The sequence below is a fragment of the Allokutzneria sp. NRRL B-24872 genome (genome assembly GCF_002155965.1).
GTDB lineage: Bacteria > Actinomycetota > Actinomycetes > Mycobacteriales > Pseudonocardiaceae > Allokutzneria.
The window spans coordinates 48,243-67,095 of the sequence record NZ_MUMH01000065.1 but is presented as its reverse complement, the minus strand read 5'-3'; the positions used below and the strand labels follow the sequence as shown (position 1 = coordinate 67,095).

At 70.4% G+C, this 18,853-nt stretch carries 18 protein-coding genes and 1 riboswitch; of the genes, 12 read left to right on the top strand and 6 right to left on the bottom strand.

Annotated elements, in window-relative coordinates:
- The 3 genes from CCN37_RS18385 to CCN37_RS18375 form a co-directional block, all read right to left on the bottom strand.
- Positions 1-369, bottom strand: a 369-nt coding sequence (locus CCN37_RS18385) for a protein kinase (RefSeq protein WP_371504486.1), incomplete at its 3' end; no start/stop codon positions are given.
- Positions 370-450: 81 nt separating this feature from the next.
- Positions 451-654, bottom strand: coding sequence for a cold-shock protein (locus tag CCN37_RS18380; RefSeq protein ID WP_086822263.1), 204 nt, complete (start codon positions 652-654; stop codon positions 451-453).
- 101 nt (positions 655-755) lie between these two features.
- A complete protein-coding gene (locus tag CCN37_RS18375) occupies positions 756-1,442 on the bottom strand; it encodes a TIGR00266 family protein (protein ID WP_086822260.1) in 687 nt (228 codons plus the stop codon).
- A 64-nt stretch (positions 1,443-1,506) separates the two neighbouring features.
- On the opposite strand from CCN37_RS18375, the gene glp reads away from it, so the two are divergent.
- The 6 genes from glp (at position 1,507) to CCN37_RS18345 (ending at position 9,215) form a co-directional block, all read left to right on the top strand.
- Positions 1,507-2,721: a gephyrin-like molybdotransferase Glp gene (gene glp / locus CCN37_RS18370; protein WP_246843121.1), complete on the top strand. Its 1,215-nt coding sequence runs from the start codon at positions 1,507-1,509 to the stop codon at positions 2,719-2,721.
- Positions 2,722-2,851: 130 nt separating this feature from the next.
- Positions 2,852-4,795 carry a M48 family metallopeptidase gene (locus CCN37_RS18365; protein WP_168200726.1) on the top strand — a complete coding sequence of 648 codons (1,944 nt, stop codon included), beginning with the start codon at positions 2,852-2,854 and terminating at the stop codon, positions 4,793-4,795.
- Between the two features lie 4 nt (positions 4,796-4,799).
- Positions 4,800-5,063 (top strand): GlsB/YeaQ/YmgE family stress response membrane protein, encoded by a 264-nt coding sequence (locus tag CCN37_RS18360; RefSeq protein WP_086822250.1) that lies wholly within the window; start codon positions 4,800-4,802, stop codon positions 5,061-5,063.
- 75 nt (positions 5,064-5,138) lie between these two features.
- Entirely contained in the window at positions 5,139-5,849 is a 711-nt protein-coding gene (locus tag CCN37_RS18355) for a phosphatidylserine decarboxylase (RefSeq protein WP_086822246.1), read from the top strand.
- Positions 5,850-6,791, top strand: a complete 942-nt coding sequence (pssA, locus tag CCN37_RS18350; RefSeq protein ID WP_086822243.1) for a CDP-diacylglycerol--serine O-phosphatidyltransferase — start codon at positions 5,850-5,852, stop codon at positions 6,789-6,791.
- 180 nt (positions 6,792-6,971) lie between these two features.
- Positions 6,972-9,215, top strand: a complete 2,244-nt coding sequence (locus CCN37_RS18345; protein ID WP_210408099.1) for an AAA family ATPase — start codon at positions 6,972-6,974, stop codon at positions 9,213-9,215.
- Between the two features lie 44 nt (positions 9,216-9,259).
- Here CCN37_RS18345 and CCN37_RS18340 read toward each other — a convergent pair whose 3' ends face one another.
- Positions 9,260-9,886 (bottom strand): LytR C-terminal domain-containing protein, encoded by a 627-nt coding sequence (locus tag CCN37_RS18340; RefSeq protein ID WP_086822237.1) that lies wholly within the window; start codon positions 9,884-9,886, stop codon positions 9,260-9,262.
- Positions 9,887-9,920: 34 nt separating this feature from the next.
- The gene (locus CCN37_RS18335; RefSeq protein WP_086822235.1) at positions 9,921-10,235 is read right to left on the bottom strand and encodes a DUF3263 domain-containing protein; all 315 of its coding nucleotides are present in this window, start codon (positions 10,233-10,235) and stop codon (positions 9,921-9,923) included.
- Positions 10,236-10,367: 132 nt separating this feature from the next.
- On the opposite strand from CCN37_RS18335, the gene CCN37_RS18330 reads away from it, so the two are divergent.
- The 6 genes from CCN37_RS18330 (at position 10,368) to CCN37_RS18305 (ending at position 18,283) form a co-directional block, all read left to right on the top strand.
- The gene (locus CCN37_RS18330; protein WP_086822232.1) at positions 10,368-10,940 is read left to right on the top strand and encodes a peptide deformylase; all 573 of its coding nucleotides are present in this window, start codon (positions 10,368-10,370) and stop codon (positions 10,938-10,940) included.
- Between the two features lie 82 nt (positions 10,941-11,022).
- Positions 11,023-11,149, top strand: a riboswitch (TPP riboswitch).
- Positions 11,140-12,786, top strand: coding sequence for a phosphomethylpyrimidine synthase ThiC (gene thiC / locus CCN37_RS18325; protein ID WP_086822229.1), 1,647 nt, complete (start codon positions 11,140-11,142; stop codon positions 12,784-12,786). It overlaps the preceding riboswitch by 10 nt.
- Positions 12,783-13,649 (top strand): bifunctional hydroxymethylpyrimidine kinase/phosphomethylpyrimidine kinase, encoded by an 867-nt coding sequence (thiD, locus tag CCN37_RS18320; RefSeq protein ID WP_246843120.1) that lies wholly within the window; start codon positions 12,783-12,785, stop codon positions 13,647-13,649. The genes thiC and thiD overlap by 4 nt, the downstream gene beginning before the upstream one ends.
- Before the next feature lie 75 nt (positions 13,650-13,724).
- Positions 13,725-16,448 (top strand): hypothetical protein, encoded by a 2,724-nt coding sequence (locus CCN37_RS18315; protein ID WP_086822226.1) that lies wholly within the window; start codon positions 13,725-13,727, stop codon positions 16,446-16,448.
- On the top strand, positions 16,445-17,419 hold the full coding sequence (locus CCN37_RS18310; protein ID WP_086822223.1) for a GNAT family N-acetyltransferase: 975 nt from the start codon (positions 16,445-16,447) through the stop codon (positions 17,417-17,419). The genes CCN37_RS18315 and CCN37_RS18310 overlap by 4 nt, the downstream gene beginning before the upstream one ends.
- Before the next feature lie 72 nt (positions 17,420-17,491).
- Complete coding sequence (locus CCN37_RS18305; protein WP_086822219.1) at positions 17,492-18,283, top strand: ion transporter; 792 nt, start codon at positions 17,492-17,494, stop codon at positions 18,281-18,283.
- Here CCN37_RS18305 and CCN37_RS18300 read toward each other — a convergent pair.
- Positions 18,280-18,843 (bottom strand): DUF3558 domain-containing protein, encoded by a 564-nt coding sequence (locus CCN37_RS18300; RefSeq protein ID WP_086822291.1) that lies wholly within the window; start codon positions 18,841-18,843, stop codon positions 18,280-18,282. The genes CCN37_RS18305 and CCN37_RS18300 overlap by 4 nt on opposite strands.
- Positions 18,844-18,853: the final 10 nt, after the last annotated feature.

The window sequence follows — 18,853 nt, the reverse complement described above, 5'->3', positions numbered from 1 at the left end:
GTCGACGGCTCCGACCTGGCCAGCCTGATCAAGGACGGCCCGATCTCCCCCGAGCGCACCCTGCGGCTGATCGGCCAGGTCGGAGCCGTCGACGAAGCGCATCGCGATGTAGAGCAGCCCGTCGACCTCGCCGAAGTCGTAGAGCGGCACCACGTGCGAGTGGTCGATGGCCGAGGTGTTGCGCGCCTCGTCGACGAACCGTTCGCGGAACTCGGCGTCGACCGTCAGGTGATCGGCGATCACCTTGAGCGCGACCTTCCTGCCCAACCGGACGTCGGTGGCGCGGTACATGACACTCATACCGCCTTGGCCGATCACGCCGTCGATGCGGTAATGCCCAAGACGGCGTCCGGTGAGGTCCTCCGACACAAACGAGCAGCTTAGGGCTTGTCGTGCCGGGAGGAGGGAGTAACCCCCGAATGTCGCGGTGAAATGTGGGCGAGGACCGGCCTACGCCTTGCGGACGCCAGCGGCCTGCTTGCGGCCGTCGCCGCCGTCCTGCACGTCGAACTCCACGCGCTCCCCCTCGGCGAGGGTGCGGAAGCCGTCCATCTCGATGGCGGAGTAGTGGACGAAGACGTCGGGCCCTCCGTCGGTGGCGATGAAGCCGTAGCCCTTTTCCGCGTTGAACCACTTGACCGTGCCCAGAGCCACCGATCCTCCTTGGCGCATCCGATGAAGCGCGATCAACGCTACCGGAGCGCACCGAGGAAGTCCGCTACCGAATCGTCACTGGCGATGAGCGGATTCCTTTGCTACAAGCGGTTTCCGCCGCCAGCCGAGTGCAGCGAGGAGGCCAGTGTCCTGGGATTTCGGGTCTGTGCCAGCACTTCACCGGGTCCGGCGAAGTCGAACACGAGCCCCTCACCGGTTTTGATCGACTGCGGACCGCCCTGCGCCAAAGCGCGCAACCGGGCCTGCACCCCCTCGGAGTAACCGACGAGGTGACCGGAGTCGACGGTCACCAACTCCCCTGCCTGCAACGTGATCACGTCCAGCGCGCCGAAGCACGAGAGCACCAGCGAGCCCTGGCCGCTCGCGTGCACGAGGAAGCCGCTGTCCGCGCCGAACAGCGAGCGGAAACCCGGCCACACGTTGTCCAACGTCACCGTCGCCGCCGAGGCGAGCCAGCGCGAGCGCGCGAGGCACCAGCCGCCGCTCAACCCCGAGGTCAGCTCCACGACGTGCAGGTCTCCCGGCAGGTGCGGGGCGACGTCCACCCAGCCGCCCTGCGGGGGCGCGGTGTAGGTGGCCGATGGCAGCGGGTCGGCGCCCCAACCGGCCTTGGTGAGCGCCTTGAGCGCGCTGGAGGCGCGCTGCTCCACGACGACGCCGTAGCTGGTGGCCACCATCGCACCGGGCTCGGAGCGCACGGGCTCACCAGGGGCGAGGATCAGCCTGGCCACGCCGAAGTTCGGTGTGTGCCTGGTCCGGACCTGCATAAGACCTCCGTACGACGACCCCCGCGTCAGCGCGTCACGCAGTCTGACACGGCAGGATGGCGGAGTGCCGAACACGCCTTCCCTGCGCCCGGTCGCCGAGCACCGCGCCGCCGTCGCCGCGCTGATCCCCAGGACCCCGGTCGAGCTCAGGCCGCTCGCGGACTGCCTCGGCCTGGTGCTCGCGGAGGACCTGACCGCGCGGATCAGCTTGCCGCCGTTCGACAACTCCGCGATGGACGGCTACGCGGTGCTGGCGGACGACATCGCCTCCGCGAGCCCGGAGTCGCCGGTGGTGCTGCCGGTGGCCGAGGACGTTCCGGCCGGGCGCACGGACTCCCCTGCCCTGGTCCCCGGCACCGCGCACCGGGTCATGACCGGCGCCGCGCTGCCGCCGGGCGCGGACGCGATCGTGCAGGTGGAGCTGACCGACGGCGGTGTCGAGCGCGTCGCGGTGCACCAGGCCAAGGAGCCCGGAGCGCACATCCGGCGCGCGGGCGAGGACGTGCGTGCGGGCACGCGGGTGCTCGGCGCGGGGACCCGGCTCGGCGCCGCGGAGCTGGGCCTGGCGGCGGCGATCGGCGCGGGCGAGCTGGCCGTGCACCGGCCGCCGAGGGTGCTCGTGCTGTCCACCGGATCGGAGCTGGTGGAACCCGGGAAACCGTTGCTGCACGGGCAGATCTACGAGTCCAACGGGGTGATGCTGGCGGCAGCGGTCGAACAGGCCGGGTGCTCCGCCGAGCTGCTGCGCTTCGTCCCCGACGACGTCGCCGAGTTCCACTCCGCGCTCGCCCCCCATCTGTCCACTGTGGACTTGGTGCTGACCTCGGGCGGGGTGAGCGCGGGCGCCTACGAGGTGGTCAAGGACGCGTTCTCCGGCCAGGGCGTGGAGTTCGTCAAGGTCGCGATGCAGCCGGGGATGCCGCAGGGGGCGGGCGTGTACCGGGGCGTCCCGGTGATCACGTTGCCCGGCAACCCGGTCAGTTCGCTGGTGTCCTTCGAGGTCTTCGTGCGCCCGGCACTGCGCGCGGCGGCGGGCGACACCGCCCCCGACCGGCCGACGCGCCGGGCCAGGCTGACCGAGCCGCTGCGCTCCGCACCGGGCAAGCGGCAGTACCGGCGCGGCCACCACGACGCCGACGCGGGCACGGTGTCGGCGGTCGGCGGGCCGGGCTCGCACCTGCTGTCGGCGCTCTCCGCTTCGAACTGTCTGATGGAGATCGGCGAGAGCGACACCGAGCTCGCCGAAGGGACCGAGGTCACGGTGCTGCTGACGCGGTGATCTTCAGGCCACCTGAGCTGGCTCTTTGGCCAGAACGGCGGCGACTTGCGCAACTCGTCGGCGGCACCGCAGACTCACGCGCCGCTCACAACTGGGGGTGAGCGGAGCAAGCACTTGCGGAGGAAGCACCGTGCGCGGATCTTTTCGAGCCTTCGTCGCCGTCGTGTTGTTGATCGCCTTCCCGTTCCTGGTGATCGGGATCGGTGTCGGCGGCATCCTGCTGGCCACCACGGCCAGCGGACGAGCGGCCGCCTACCTGTTCGTCCTGGGCGTCGGCGTCCTGATCACCTTCGGGATCGCGCTGGTCAGCGCGTTGCGGACGCGGATAGAGCCGCCGAGCGGACCGCGGTTGAGCAGGCAGGAACAGCCCGGCCTGTGGGCCTGCGTCGACGAACTGGCCGAGCAGGTCCAGACCCGCGCTCCCGACGAGATCGTCCTGGTCCCCGAGGTCAACGCGGCGGTCTCCGAGGACTCGCGGATGCTCGGTCTGCGCGCGGGCAAGCGCTACATGATGATCGGCCTGCCGCTGCTCGCCGGGATGAGCGTGGACGAGCTGCGCTCGGTGCTCGCGCATGAACTCGGTCACTACAGCGGCGGCCACACCCGGCTGCTGGCGATCACCTACCGGGGCACCGAGACCCTCCAGCGGACCGTGCAGCGGCTGGACGGCGGTCCGGCGCGATTCCTGATCAAGAACTACGCGAAGCTCTACACGCTCGTCGCCAAGTCGGCGAACCGCCAGCAGGAGCTGGAGGCGGACCAGGCGATGGTGCGCACCTCCGGGCAGGCCGTCGCCATCGCGGCGCTGCGCAAGCTGCCGACGCTGAGCCACACCTGGGACGCGTACTCCAGCCGCTACCTCCCGCTCGCCGGGATGGCGCGGCGCACGCCCGACCTGCTGCTGGGCTACCGCGCGTTCCTGTTGCACCCCAACCAGAAGGAGTGGGTGGAGCGGGCGGAGGAGCAGCTGTTGGACGCCGAGCCCACCTCGCGCTTCGACAGCCACCCGCCGATCCGCCAGCGCATCGCGGTGATCGCGAGCCAGGCCGACCGCCCCGCGCCAGGGGACACCAGGCCGGCGTGGTCGCTGCTCAACGACCCGCAGAACAGCGTCCCCGCCGTCGAGGGCTCGATGCTCAAGGAGGGGCTCGGTCCGCGCGCGCAGTGGGCGGATATCGTCCGGCTCGCCGGGGCGAAGTCGGCCGAGCGCGGCGCGGGCATGCTGGCCAAGGCCGCGCTGGACAGCCAGGTGGCACCGCGCGGTCTGCTCGGCGACATCCTCCAGGCGATCGGCCGGGGCGAGGTCGAGCAGCTGGTCAAGCCGGTGCTGAAGCCGAACATCCCGTTCGAGGAGCTGGCCGGGGCGTGCCGGTCCGTCGCCACCGAGCTGCTCGGCGACGTGGTGGTGGCCGCGCTGGTGGCCGAGGGCCGCGTGCGGCACGAGCTGAACTGGGGCGGCGGGTGGGTGGTGCGCCTGCTCGACGACGGCGCGGAGTTCGACGCCGAGGAGCTGGTGGCGCCCGCCGTGCACGACCCGGCCAAGGTCCGCGAGCTGTGGGAGCACTTGGTGCGGCTGAACGTCCCGCTGGGCTTCGTGCGCTGGCCCAACGAGGAAGACCCGCAGATCAGCGGCGAACCCCAGCTCACGCAGGTGTTCGGGACGCAGGTGACCATCGGCCGCAACGCCTGGCACGACCTGCTCGTCTACGACACGGGTCTGCTGCTGTTCAAGCTGCCGTTCGGGACCGTGCTCAAGGAGCAGTCCGCCGACCGCGTCGGCGCGGGCCAGGGCATCCGCCGCAAGCGGCTCACCCCGCTGGTGGAGGCCTCCGCCTCGGCGAACCGCCAGCTGCCCAACGCCAGGTGGATCGGTGCGGAGGACATCACCGGCGGCTCCAACAAGGGCTTCCTCAGCGGCGGCGGCAAGGTCGGGCTGAACCTGGCCGACGGCAGCCAGCTGGAGCTGCGCAGCGCCTCCGACGAGGTGTACGAGGCGCTGGTCGGCTTCGTGCTGGAGGTGCTCCAGTCGCGCGGCGAGGTTGCGGCGCAGGAGGGCGCGGCGCCCGTAGGCTGACCACGTGGGCTTCTTCTCGTGGATCATCTTCGGCGCGCTCGCGGGCTGGGCGGCGAACCTCATCGTCGGCGGGCGCGACCGGCGCCCGCTCGGCTGCCTGTTCAGCATCATCGTCGGGATCGTCGGCGCCGCGCTCGGCGGACTCGTCTACAAGCTGACGACCGGCGAGAAGTGGGACTTCGAGTTCAGCTTCGGCAGCTTCGGGGTGGCGGCGCTCGGCGCGGTGCTGCTGCTGGTGATCGTGCGGCTGGTGCAGTCCCGCAGATAGCCCCTCGGGGCGCTGGCGTACCGTGAAGAGTCCATTTTGCTCTCTTCACGGCCGAGGATCACGGATCACCTGACGATGACCGCGGAAGAACGTTCGGGCCCGCTCGCACACCTTGTCGAACTCGCCCGCAGCACGGTTCCCCCCATGCACCCCGCCGGACGCCCCTTCGTGCTCGGCGCGGCCGTCGCAACATTCCTGATCAGGCGGTTCTCCCGCAGGGCAGGCGTGATCGGAATGGTGGTGACCGCCTGGTGCGCCTGGTTCTTCCGGGAGCCCAAGCGCGTCACGCCGACCCGCCCCGGGCTGGTGGTCTCCGCCGCCGACGGCACGGTGTCCACGGTCGGCCCCGCCGTCCCGCCCGCCGAGCTGGGCCTCGGCGAGGAGCCGGTGCCCAGGGTCAGCGTGTTCCTGTCGATCTTCGACGTGCACGTGCAGCGGATGCCCGCCACCGGTGAGGTCGCGAAGGTCTCCTACCGGCCGGGCAAGTTCCTCTCCGCCGACCTGGACAAGGCCAGCGAGGACAACGAGCGCAACAGCCTGCTGCTGCGCACCACCGAGGGCCACGACATCGCCGTGGTGCAGATCGCCGGGCTCATCGCCCGCCGCATCGTGTGCTTCGTCGAGGAGGGCCAGCAGATCGCCGCTGGGCACACCTACGGCCTGATCCGCTTCGGCTCGCGCGTGGACGTATACCTGCCGAAGGGCAGCCGCGTGCTCGTGGAGCCCGGTCAGAAGACCATCGGCGGGGAGACCGTGCTCGGTCTGCTGCCCGGCGCGGAGTTCTAGGTGGACGCCCGCACCGCCCCGGGGGTGCGGCTGCTGCCGAACGCGATCACCATCCTGGCGCTGTGCTCCGGGCTCTCGGCGATCCAGTTCACGCTGAACAAGGAGTACAGCGCGGCGGTGCTGGCGATCGGCGTCGCCGCCGTGCTGGACGGCCTCGACGGCCGCCTGGCGCGGATGCTCGACGCCACCAGCAAGATCGGCGCTGAGCTGGACTCGCTGTGCGACGGCATCTCCTTCGGCGTCGTGCCGGCGATCGTGCTGTTCATCTGGGGTTGGGACGGCGAGCGCACCGGCTGGCTGGTCGCGCTGGTCTACGCGGTGTGCATGGTGCTGCGGCTGGCGCGGTTCAACACGCTGCTCGACGACACCGAGCAGCCGTCGTTCACCAAGGAGTTCTTCGTCGGCGTCCCCGCTCCGGCCGGGGCGATCCTGGCGCTGCTGCCGATGGTGGTCTCGCTGGGCCTGGAGTCCGAGGGCTGGTGGTCCTCCAAGCCGGTGCTGGTGGTGTGGACCCTGCTGGTGGCGATGCTGCTGATCAGCCGGATTCCCACGCTCTCGCTGAAGAAGCTGCGCATCCCGGCCAAGGCGATCGTGCCGGTCCTGCTGATCATCGGGATCGCCGGTGCGGCGCTGCTGACCTACCCGTTCCTGATGCTCGCCGTGGTGGTCGTCTTCTACCTGGGCCACATCCCGTACGCGGTGTACCGCTACTACTGGCTCTCGCGGCACCCCGAGGCGTGGGACGTGGAGCCCGCCGAGCGCAGGGCGATCCGGCGGCGCAGCACCCGCAGGCTCGGCATCCGGCCACCGCTGCGGCGCCGGGTGGCGGGGGCGGCGATCCGCCTGCGCCGCATCCCCCGCCGCAACGGCACGTCGGGGCCCGGCCCGGTCGCTCGCACCAGCTGGCGCCGGCTCGGTCTGCGTCGCAACCGCCGCGACTGACCCCCTCCGCCGCTCCACCGTTAGAACCCCGAACGACCCGTTCGGTGCGCTCAACGCACTGAACGGGTCGTTCAGTGCTTTACCGCCTCAATGACTCGTTCATGTGGTTCAACGTGCTGAACGAGTCATTGAGGTGGTTGAGCGTGGTCAATGACTCGTTCAGCACGTTGAGCGTGGCGAATGAGTCATTCAGCACGTACCTCGGCGGCTAGGGTCTTGGGCGTGATCACGCTGACCATCCGGTTGTCCCCGTCCGCGCTGGACACTCGCCGCGGTGTCGTCCGGTTGCACCCCGAAGTGCTGGACGCGCTGGGGTTGCGGGCGTGGGACGCGGTGCGGCTGACCGGCACGCGGGAGACCGCCGCGCTGGCCGCCGCCTCGGACGGGTCGCACTCCCCCGGCTTCATCTACGTGGACGACATCACGATGTCCAACCTCGGCCTGACCGAGGACTCGGAGGTCGTCGTCGCGCCCGTCGAGGTCTCCACGGCGCGGTCGGTGACGGTGGCGGGCTCGCGCCTGGCCTCGGCCTCGCTGACGCCGGAGACGTTGCGGTTGGCGTTGATGGGCAAGGTGCTGACGGTCGGCGACGCGGTGTCGTTGCTGCCGCAGGACCTCGCGCCGCCGCCAGGCTCCGACGTGAGCACCGCGCGCCGCAAGCTGTCCCTGGCGATCGGCATGACGTGGACGAACGAACTGCTCACCGTGACCGGCGTCGAGCCGCCCGGTGTGGTCGCCGTGCAGCCCGCGACGGTGGTCGGCTGGCGCGACGGTGAGCGCACCGCCGCCCTTCCGCCCGTGGCCACCACCGCCGCACCGGCTCCCCAAGCAGCGGCCGAGCCCGCGTTGGCGCTGCCGGACCTGGTGGGCGCCAAGGACGCCGTGCGACGGCTGAGCGAGTGGTTCGACCTGGCGTTCCGGCGGCCGGAGTTGCTGGCGCAGCTCGGCGCGGAGTCCCGGCTCGGCGTCCTGGTGTCCGGGCCGTCCGGGGTCGGCAAGGCCACGCTCGTGCGCTCGGTCGCCGCGGCGGTGGAGGCCGAGGTCGTCGAGCTCGTCGCGCCCAGCGCCGCCGCGCTCGAAGCGGCCACCGCCTCGCAGCGCACGCACGACGCGATCAACGCCGCGGTCGCCACGGCGCGCGGCGGCACGGCCTGCGTGCTGCTGGTCTCCGACGTGGAAGCGTTGCTACCGGCCAACAATCCACCTCCACTGTCCACAGTGGTCCTTGACGCGCTGCTCGCCGCGATCGACACCCCGAAGCTCGCCGTCGTCGCGACCACCTCGGCGGCGGAGTCGGTGCACCCCAAGCTCCGCAGCCCCGAGCTGATCGACCGCGAGCTGAGCCTGCCGCTGCCGGACGGCTCCGTGCGCGCGGAGCTGTTGCGCGTGCTGTTGCGCGACGCCCCGCTGGAGGACGGCATCGACCTGACCGCCGTCGCGGACCGCACTCCGGGCTTCGTCGCGGCGGACCTGGTGGCGTTGCGTCGGGAGGCGGCGGTGCGCGCGGCCCTGCGGCAGCGGGACTCCGAGGAACCGCGCATCGGCCAGGAGGACCTGATCGGCGCGCTGGAGACGGTGCGCCCGATCTCGATGTCCACTTCGGACAACCTGGCCACCGGCGGCCTCACCCTGGACGAGGTCGGCGACATGGCCGAGGTGAAGCAGTCACTGACCGAAGCCGTGCTGTGGCCGTTGCAGTACCCGGATTCCTTTGCGCGCCTTGGGGTCAAGCCTCCGCGCGGGGTGCTGCTCTACGGTCCGCCCGGCTGCGGCAAGACGTTCCTGGTGCGCGCGCTCGCGGGGTCCGGGCGGCTGAACGTGCTGTCGGTGAAGGGTGCCGAACTGCTCGACAAGTGGGTAGGTGAATCCGAGCGCGCGGTGCGGGAACTGTTCCGCAGGGCGGCGGAAGCGGCTCCGGCGATGCTGTTCCTCGACGAGGTGGACGCGCTCGCGCCGCGCCGTGGCCAGTCATCGGACTCCGGTGTCGGTGACCGCGTCGTGGCCGCGCTGCTGACCGAACTGGACGGCGTGGAGCCGCTGAACGACGTTGTCGTGGTCGGCGCGACCAACCGCCCCGAGCTGATCGACCCGGCGCTGCTGCGGCCCGGCAGGCTGGAGCGCCTGGTCTACGTGCCGCCGCCGGACGCCGACGCGCGCACGGAGATCCTGAAGTCGGCGGCCAAGCACACGCCGCTCGGCGAGGACGTGGACCTGGCGGGACTGGCCGGGGAGCTGGAGGGCTACTCGGCGGCCGACTGCGCCGCGCTGATCCGCGAGGCCGCGCTGACCGCGATGCGCGAATCGCTGTCGGCGGCGGAGGTCGGGCTCAAGCACCTCAACCACGCCCGCGAGAACGTGCGCCCCTCGCTGGACCCCGCGCAGCTCGCTTCTCTGGAGGCTTACGCGTCCTCGCAGCGCCCCTGACACAGCGAACCGCCCCCACAACCGGGGGCGGTTCGACGAGCTGCCTACTTGGCGCTGGCGGCGTTCCTGTAGTCCTTCGTCACGATCACTATCACGCCCGGCTTCGCGTCCTTGATGCCGTCGAAGCGCGGTTCGACGCGCATGCCGAACTCGCCCGCGAGGGTGCGCGCCGTGGTCTCCTCGTCGGTGCCCGACGTGAAGTAGACCGTCGTCGTGTAGATCACGCCGTGCGGGTAGTTGTCCACCTGCTCGACGGTCCAGCCGGCCTCGCGGATGTCCTGCGCGGCGCGGTCGGCGAGCTTGGGGATGGTGCTGTTGTTGTAGACCCTGATGCCGGTCTTCGGCTTGCCCGGCGTGCCACCGCCTCCGCCGCCACCCGCGCTGGTCGGCGGGGCCGCGGTCGTGGACGGCGCGGTCGTCGTCGCCGGGGGCGGCACGGTCGTGCTCACCTGCGGCAGCTGCTCCGACGTGGTCGGCGGGGCGGGCGGCGGAGGGCTGCCCGGGGCCGGTTCGGTCGTCGTTGTCTGCTGCTGCCCGAGCTGGTCCGTCGGCGTGTCCCCACCGAACAGGGAGAAGACGCCGAAGGCCAGCGCGACCGCGGCGACTCCGAGCGCCACGACCCCGGCCACCCACAGGGGGCGGGGCGCGCTTGGCGGCTCGACGGAACTCATCTCGGCTGCCTCCAGATCGTCGCGGTCATCGCGCTCAGCGCGGTTCGAGGCCGAGGCGGCGGGCGGTGCGGACCCGCTGGCGCCCGGTGCGCAACCGGCGCAGCCTGCGGACCAGCATCGGGTCGGCGGCCAGCGCCTCCTGCTTCTCGATCAGCGTGTTGAGCAGCTGGTAGTACCGGGTAGCCGACATGTCGAACAGCTCCCGGATGGCCTGTTCCTTCGCGCCCGCGTACTTCCACCACTGGCGCTCGAAGGCGAGGATCTCCTGCTCGGTACCGCTGAGGCCGCCGGTGCCCGGAGCGGACGGCGTGCGGCCGTCACCCTGGGCCCTCACCTCGGCGGCGTCCATCCCGCTCCTCGGAGTCACAGAAGAATCACAGGAGTGTGATTTCCAACTAGTTCTATTACATCACGAGGCACCGACACAGGCTCGGGCACAACCCGGCGCGTCACGGGGAGGGCGAACACTAGGGTTCTCGGCATGGCCATTCACGCGATCCGGATCGCGGGCGACCCGGTGCTGCACAACCCGACGCGCCCCGTCGAGACCTTCGACGACGAGCTCCGCGCCCTCATCGACGACATGTACGAGACGATGGACGCGGCCAACGGCGTCGGCCTCGCCGCCAACCAGATCGGTGTGGACCTGCGGCTGTTCGTCTACGACTGCCCCGACGACGAGGGCGCGCGGCACCGCGGTGTCGTGGTGAACCCGGTGCTGGAGACCTCCGAGCGGCCGGAGACCATGCCGGACCCGGAGGACGACTGGGAGGGCTGCCTGTCGGCCCCCGGCGAGTCCTTCCCCACCGGGCGGGCCACCTGGTCCAAGGTCACCGGTTTCGACGGCGACGGCAAGCCCGTGGAGGTCGAGGCGACCGGCTTCCTGGCCCGGTGCCTGCAGCACGAGACCGACCACCTGGACGGCTTCCTCTACCTGCACCGCCTCGTCGGCAGGTACGCCAAGGAGTCCAAGCGGATGCTCAAGCGCAACGGCTGGGGCGTTCCCGGGCTGTCCTGGATGCCGGGCGAGGACGAGGACCCGTTCGGCCACTGAGCCGCTGGAGCACTGAGCCGGTCGGGTCGGTGGACTTGGCAGTGAGCCGGGCCTGTGGTTAGCCTCGGGCCCGGAACAACTTCACATCGAACGCGGGAGCTCGCACCGAAGCGGGCTGAGAGGGCGGCTGGGCAACGATCCCGGCGCCGCCGACCGCCTGAACCTGTACCGGGTAATGCCGGCGTAGGGAGGATTCGCCATGACGGCCTTTGCCGACAGTTCCGTCGCGCCCAGCGTGACCACCGGCCCGATCACGGGCTCGCGCAAGGTCTACACCGATTCCCCTGGTGGACTGCGGATTCCGCGGCGCAGGGTGGAGCTGACCAACGGTGAGCACCTCGACCTCTACGACACCTCGGGCCCGTACACCGACTCCGAAGCCAGCATCGACGTCCACAGTGGACTGCCGAGGCTGCGCGAGGACTGGGGGCGCGAGCCGGTCAACGGCGCGGTTTCCCAGCTGGCGTACGCGAAAGCGGGGATCGTCACCCGCGAGATGGAGTTCATCGCCGCGCGCGAGGGCGTTGACGTGGAGCTGGTGCGGCACGAGGTGGCCATCGGCAGGGCGGTGATCCCGGCCAACCGGTGCCACCCGGAGACCGAGCCGATGATCATCGGCAAGAAGTTCCTCGTGAAGATCAACGGAAACCTTGGCAACTCCGCGGTGACCTCCTCGGTCGCCGAGGAGGTCGAGAAGATGGTGTGGGCGACCAGGTGGGGCGCGGACACCATCATGGACCTGTCCACCGGCAAGCGGATTCACGAGACGCGCGAGTGGATTCTGCGCAACTCCCCCGTTCCCGTCGGGACCGTGCCGATCTACCAGGCGCTGGAGAAGGTCGACGGCGATCCGGCGAAGCTGTCCTGGGAGGTCTACCGGGACACCGTGATCGAGCAGTGCGAGCAGGGCGTGGACTACATGACCGTGCACGCCGGGGTGCTGCTGCGCTACGTGCCGCTGACCGCGCGCCGGGTGACCGGGATCGTCTCGCGCGGGGGCTCGATCATGGCCGCGTGGTGCCTGGCCCACCACAGGGAGAGCTTCCTCTACACGCACTTCGAGGAGCTGTGCCAGATCCTGCGCACCTACGACGTGACGTTCTCCCTCGGCGACGGGTTGCGCCCCGGGTCGATCGCCGACGCCAACGACGCGGCCCAGTTCGCTGAGCTGCGCACGCTCGGCGAGCTGACCCACGTCGCCCGCGAGCACGACGTGCAGGTGATGATCGAGGGCCCCGGTCACGTGCCGATGGACAAGATCGCGGAGAACGTGCGGCTGGAGGAGGAGCTGTGCGGTGAGGCGCCGTTCTACACGCTCGGCCCGCTCGCGACCGACATCGCGCCCGCCTACGACCACATCACCTCGGCCATCGGCGCCGCGCAGATCGCCTGGCACGGCACGGCGATGCTCTGCTACGTCACGCCGAAGGAGCACCTGGGCCTGCCCAACCGCGACGACGTGAAGGCGGGCGTGATCGCCTACAAGATCGCCGCGCACTCCGCCGACCTGGCCAAGGGCCACCCCCGCGCGCAGGAGCGCGACGACGCGTTGTCCAGGGCGCGCTTCGAGTTCCGGTGGGAGGACCAGTTCAACCTCTCGCTCGACCCGGACACCGCGCGGTCCTTCCACGACGAGACGCTGCCCGCGGCTCCGGCGAAGACCGCGCACTTCTGCTCGATGTGCGGGCCGAAGTTCTGCTCCATGAAGATCACCCAGGACGTCCGCAGGTACGCGGAGGAGCGCGGACTGTCCACTGTGGAGGCGATCGAGGCCGGGATGCGGGAGAAGTCCGAGGAGTTCGACGAGCAGGGCGGCAAGGTGTACCTGCCGGTGGTGAACCCGTGAACGCGCTCCCGGGCCGCGCGCTCAGCTCGGACGGCACGTGGGAGACGCCGCCGTGCGCGCTGACGATCGCGGGCTCGGACTCCGCGGGCGGCGCGGGCATGCACGCCGACATCCGCGCGTTCCTGACCTGCGGCGTGCACGGGATGACCGCCGTCACCGCCGTGACCGTGCAGAACTCGTTGGGGGTCAAGGACTTCGTCGAGATCCCGGCCGAGGTCGTCGCGGCGCAGATCGAGGCGGTGGCCAGCGACATCGGCGTGGACGCGGCGAAGACCGGCATGCTGGCCTCGGCGGCGATCATCGACGCGGTGGCCAAGGTGTGCCACAAGGTCGGCATCGGCCGCGACGGCGTCGCTCCCTTCGTCGTCGACCCGGTCGCGGCGTCGATGCACGGCGACCCGCTGCTGCACGACGACGCGCTGAACGCCTTGCGGGACTTGCTGTTCCCGATGGCCACGCTGGTCACGCCGAACCTGGACGAGGTGCGCCTGCTGACCGGGGTCGAGGTGAGCACGCGCTCCCAGCTCGCCGACGCGGCGCGGGCGGTGCACGCGCTCGGTCCACAGTGGACACTCATCAAGAGCGGTCACCTCACCGAGGACCCGGAGTGCGTCGACCTGCTCTTCGACGGCACCGAGTTCTACGAGCTGCCGGGCGCGCGCTACGACACCCCGCACACCCACGGCGGCGGTGACACCATGGCTTCGGCGATCACGGCGGCGCTGGCCAGGGGCGCGCCGATGCTGGAGGCGGTGCGCTTCGGCAAGCGCTTCGTGCAGCGGGCGGTCGCGCACTCCTACCCGCTCGGCGCGGGTGTCGGCCCGGTCTCGACGTTCTGGCGGGTGTCCACAACACCCGTGTGAAGCACTCGAACGGACTAGCGCGGTGAACCCGGTGGCAAGGTAGAACGCAAGATCGCTGCTCGCCGGAGGTCCCCGTTGTCCCTGTCGTCCGTCGCCACCGTCGATCACGTCGCCGACCTGGTCCCCAGACTGCGCAAGGAGATCCCGCTCCGGGTGCGCAAGACTCTCGGCGAGTCGGACATCACCCAGGCCCTCAAGAAGGGCAGGGTGAACCCGGAGGTCGTCGAGAAGCGAACGGTGGCCCGCACCGACGAGTTGTTGCAGGCCACCAACCCGGAGATCGCCGACCTGCGCACGGCGGAGCTGAACCTGCTCGCCCACCAGAACCCCAGGGCGGCCTCTCCGGTCGCCACCGAGCACCGCCGCAGCTACCAGCGCGGTCAGCGGACGCTGGGGTTCGCGCTGTGGTGCGCGGCGGCCCACCCCTTCGCGGTGTGGCAGCTGTGGCCGGTGCTGCAACCGTTCGTCGGCGGGTTCTGGGTGGTGCTCGCCGCGATCGCGGCGGCGATCGCCATCCTGGTCCACGCCCACGACAGTTACGACAAGGACTGCGGCCAGCCCATCAGCGGCGCGGCGATGGTGCTGGCGCTGGGCCTTGGCGGCGGCCAGGCCCTGATGGTCACGCTCCTGTACGGACCGACGCGCAATGCCACGAACGAGTTCTTCGCCGGGGTGATCTGGATACCGACGAGCCTGCTCGTCGCGGGCTTGGTGCTGTTCTGCCTGTTCGGCGCCTACGGCGACCTCTCCGGCATCGATCGGGTGCGCGATGTCACCGTCAGCCTCTTCCTCGCGATCGCGCTGGGCGCGGCGGCGTGGATCGGGCTCGACCTCTGGGAAGCCGTCACCTGGGACTGGGTACCGGTCGCGGCGGCGGGCGCGGTGAGCCTGCTGGTCGTGGTGGTGTTGCGGCCGTTGACCGCCCGGCGCGGCACCGCATGGCTGCCGAAGTGGTTCTCCAGCGATCCCCGTCGCCTCGGCAGCCCGTCGTGGCGACGTCGGCTGACCGAGCTGAAAGACGCGCGGGACGCGGCCGAGGAGCAGTGGAAGCGCGCCGTGGTGGACAAGGCGATCCGGCCGCTGATCCTGCGCCAGGTCAACGACATGGTGAGCCCGCCGTTCTCCACCAACCTCGACGTGCACGACAGCAAGGGGCTGCACCACCTCCGGTCGAGCGAGTTCGTGGTGGCGACGGGGACCTTCGCGGAGTTCCGGCGCGTGCCCGAGGGCATCGGCGGTGGTGCGATCGGCATCGCGGGGCCGCGCGGCGCGGGGAAGTCGACGTTGCTGGAGGCCTACCGCGACGGGATCTTCCTCGGTCCCGGCGAGGAGCACATCGCGTTGGTGGAGAGCGTTCCTGTGCGCTACGACGCCCGCGACTTCACGCTGCACCTGTACGCGGGGCTGTGCCGTGAAGTGCTCCGCTTCGGCCGCTCGCACAGCCGCCCGGCGTCGAGGCGCTGGCACCGGGTCGGCAGGTGGGCGCAGAACGTCTCGGTGGCGGTCGTCGTGCTCGCGGGCTGGTTGGCCGTGGGATACCTGGGAACGACGACGTTGCGCGCGCCTGATCTCGCCGTGTTCCGCGAGGGGGTCTGGTGGCCGCTGGTCGCGGTGCTCGCGCTCGCGTCGTTGATCTTCCTTGCGGTGAAACGACGTCCGGCCGCGGCGCGGGTCGCGATGAGCGCCGGTGACGTGCGGAGTCTGCGCGATCTGTGCGACTGCGCGGAGGACAAGCTCGACGCGATCCGCTACCTCCAGAAGCACACCTCGGGGTGGTCCGGCAAGGTCGGGCTGCTCTTCGGCGCGGAGGGCAGCCGCTCGGGCGCGGTGGAGCTGGCGCGGCAGGCGATGACCTATCCCGAGGTGGTGAGCGACTTCCGCGAGTTCCTGACCACCGCCGCGAGGGTGCTCGGCACCGTGCCGAGGACCGCGCGCATCAGGATCGCGATCGTGCTCGACGAGCTGGACAAGATCCTTTCCCCGGAGAGCGCGCAGGAGTTCGTCAACGAGGTCAAGGCTTTGTTCTCCGTCGACGTCCCGGGCTGCCTGTTCCTGGTGTCGGTCTCCGAGGACGCGCTCGCCGCCTTCGAACGGCGCGGACTGCCCGTGCGCGACGCCTTCGACAGCGCGTTCGACACGATCTTCCGCATCGAGTACCTGGGGCTCGACGACGCGAGGGCCTTGCTGCGCAGCCGAGTGCTGGGCTTGTCGGAGCCGTTCGTGTGCCTGTGCCACAGCGTTTCCGGCGGTCTGCCGCGCGAGCTGATCAGGACCGCCCGCGCCGTGGTGGCCTCGCGGAAGCGCTCGCTCGCCGCTGTGTGCCAGGGCTTGGTCGCCGAGGACATCGCGGGCAAGACCGCCGCGCTGCGCACGGTGATCGCGCGCGGGCTCGCCGACGAACCGCACGCGAGCGAGCTGATGCGGCACATCCAGGTGCACGCCCGGCCCGACGCGGCGCGGTTGCTGCAAGGCGTGAGCACGCCGCCGATCGATGACGGCGAGCTGTGGCACCTCCAGCTCGAAGCGCTCTGCTACCTGTACTACGCCGCGACTCTGCTTGAGGTCTTCGACGACGGGCTCACCGAGCGCCAACTGGAGTTCGGCCGCACCCAGGACGGGCCCGGCGGCTTCAACACGCTCGCATCGGTGCGGCAGCTGTTCGGCGTCAACGTCCGGCTGGCGTGGCTGACCGTGAGCGACTTCCGCGAAGCGTGGGGGTTGGCCACCGTCGCACCGCCTCGCACGAAAGGGAAATTCGCTCGCGACGGGGAAGGACCGGCCGTAGCTTCCGGAGCATGAACCTGCTGTGGCGTCCGATGGCCGAGAGCGACATCCCGGGCTGGACCGCGCTGCTGGCCGCTGCCGAGCGGGTCGACGAGCAGGGCGAGAACTACAGCGAGGACGACCTGCGCGAGGAGTGGGCGGACCCCGACCTCGACGCCGAGCGGGATTCGATCGCGGTGCTGGACGGCTCGGTGTTGGTCGCCTACGCCATCGTGCACAGGCGGGTCACGCCGGAGGGCAAGCACCGCCTGCCTTCGCAGAGCGTTGTGCACCCGGACTGGCGCGGGCGCGGCATCGGCGCTCAGCTCGTGGACTGGATCACCCGGCGTGCCACCGAGTTGCACCGCGCGCACCGACCGGATCTGCCCGGCGAGGTCAACATTTCCTGTGCTGAGCACAACTCCGCGCTGCGCGCGCTGCTCGACGGGGCCGGTTATCTGCCGCGGCGGTGGTTCTTCGAGCTGAAGCGCTCCACCGAACCCGACGCGGAGGTCTCGCCACAGCCGCTGCCGGAGGGGCTGCGGCTGATCCCCTACGACGCGCGCCACGACGAAGCGCTCCGCTTGGCGCACAACGAAGCTTTCCGCGACCACTGGGGCAGCACGGAGGTCGACCTCGACGGCTGGAAGCAGTGGTACACCGGCGCCAGCTGGTTCCGGCCCGCGTTGTCCTACCTCGTGCTCGACGGCGAGGAGATCGCGGGTTACCTGCTGTCCAAGGAGTTCGAGGCCGATGCGGCGGTCACCGGTGTCCGCGAGGTCTGGTACGACCAGATCGGCGTCCGTCGCGCTTGGCGCGGGAACCGGCTCGCGACGGTGATGCTGTTGCGGGCGCTGGCGGACAGCCGTGACGCGGGGTTCACCCGGGCGGCGCTTTCCGTGGACGCCGACAACCCGACCGGTGCATTGGGCATCTACCAGCGGTGCGGATTCGTGCTCGTCTCACGGCAATCCGTCCACGCACGGGTACTGTCAGTGACTGACTGAGCACTCACCGCTGACCAGAGATTAGGCTCCCTCTCACCCTGATGATCGTTGTCACCCCTGGGAGCCCTGCTCATGACACGTGCGCGCCTTCGGCGGTTAGTCGACTCACCCGGATTCCAGCGCTTCATCATCGCGGTGATCCTGATCAACGCGGTGACCCTGGGCCTTGAGACCTCCGAGGCGCTGGTGTCCAGGTACGGCAGCGCGTTGCACGTGCTCGACCGGCTCGCCCTGGCGATCTTCGTCGGCGAGCTGGTGCTGCGCCTGTACGCCTTCGGCAAGGACTTCTTCCGCGATCCGTGGAACTGCTTCGACGCGGCCATCGTCAGCCTCGCGCTGCTGCCGACCTCCGGGTCGTTCGCGGTGCTGCGCGCGCTGCGCATCCTGCGGGCGCTGCGCCTGGTGTCGATGGTGAAGAGCATGCGGCGGGTGGTTTCCGCGCTGCTGACCGCGATTCCCGGCATGGCCTCGATCGCCGCGCTGCTGGCACTGGTGATCTACGTCGGCGGCGTGATGGCGACCAAGCTCTACGGCGCGCTCTCCCCCGAGTACTTCGGCGATCTCGGCCGCTCGTTGTTCACGCTGTTCCAGGTGATGACCGGCGAGGCGTGGTCAGACGTGGCCCGGCCGATCATGGACCAGGAGCCGTGGGCGTGGCTGTTCTTCGTCGGCTTCATCCTGATCACCTCCTTCACCGTGCTGAACCTGTTCATCGCGGTGGGGGTGAGCGCGATGGAGCACCAGGTCGCCGCCGAGCGCGAGCAGCAGGAGGAAACGCTGATCTCCAACGACATGCTGCTCGCCGAGGTGCAGGCGCTGCGCGGAGAACTGCGCGAACTCCGCGAGCAGTCCGGCCTGCGCTAGCTGCCCTTGAGGGTCTGCACGACGGAGGCTCCGGCCTTGGCAACCACCGGGCAGGGGTCCTGCGCGCCGGAGCCGCGGTCGTACTGCACGAGCAGGTTCACCGTCAGCTGGTCGGTCACCGCCACGAACAGGCCGCACTTGCCCTTGCTGCGGTGGTCGAGCGAGGCGGCGTAGACGGCCGGGTAGCCCTCGATCGTCGTCGGCTCGAAGTACTCGTTGTTGGCCTTGGTGTCGTAGATGTCGCTGAGGCCGTTCTTGTTGGCGGTGAACACCGTGAGGTCCATCTGGTTGAGCGGCTCGTCGGCGATCTGGAACGTGCAGCTCGGCCCGAACGCGCCGGAGCTCGGCTTGCCGGGGCCGTAGCCGAGCGAGGAGCGGTTCGAGGCCGAGATCGCGGCGCAGGCGTTGGACTGGACGGAACTCACGTTGAGCGCGGCCGGAACCCTTGGCGCGGAACCAGCTTGCGGCGCCGAGGGGGCGGGCGTCGGCTCGCCGACCGTGTTCGAGCAACCGGCGACCACGAGCAGCAGACCCATGGCGAGAAGACGTCGAGGACTCATCGCGCCATTG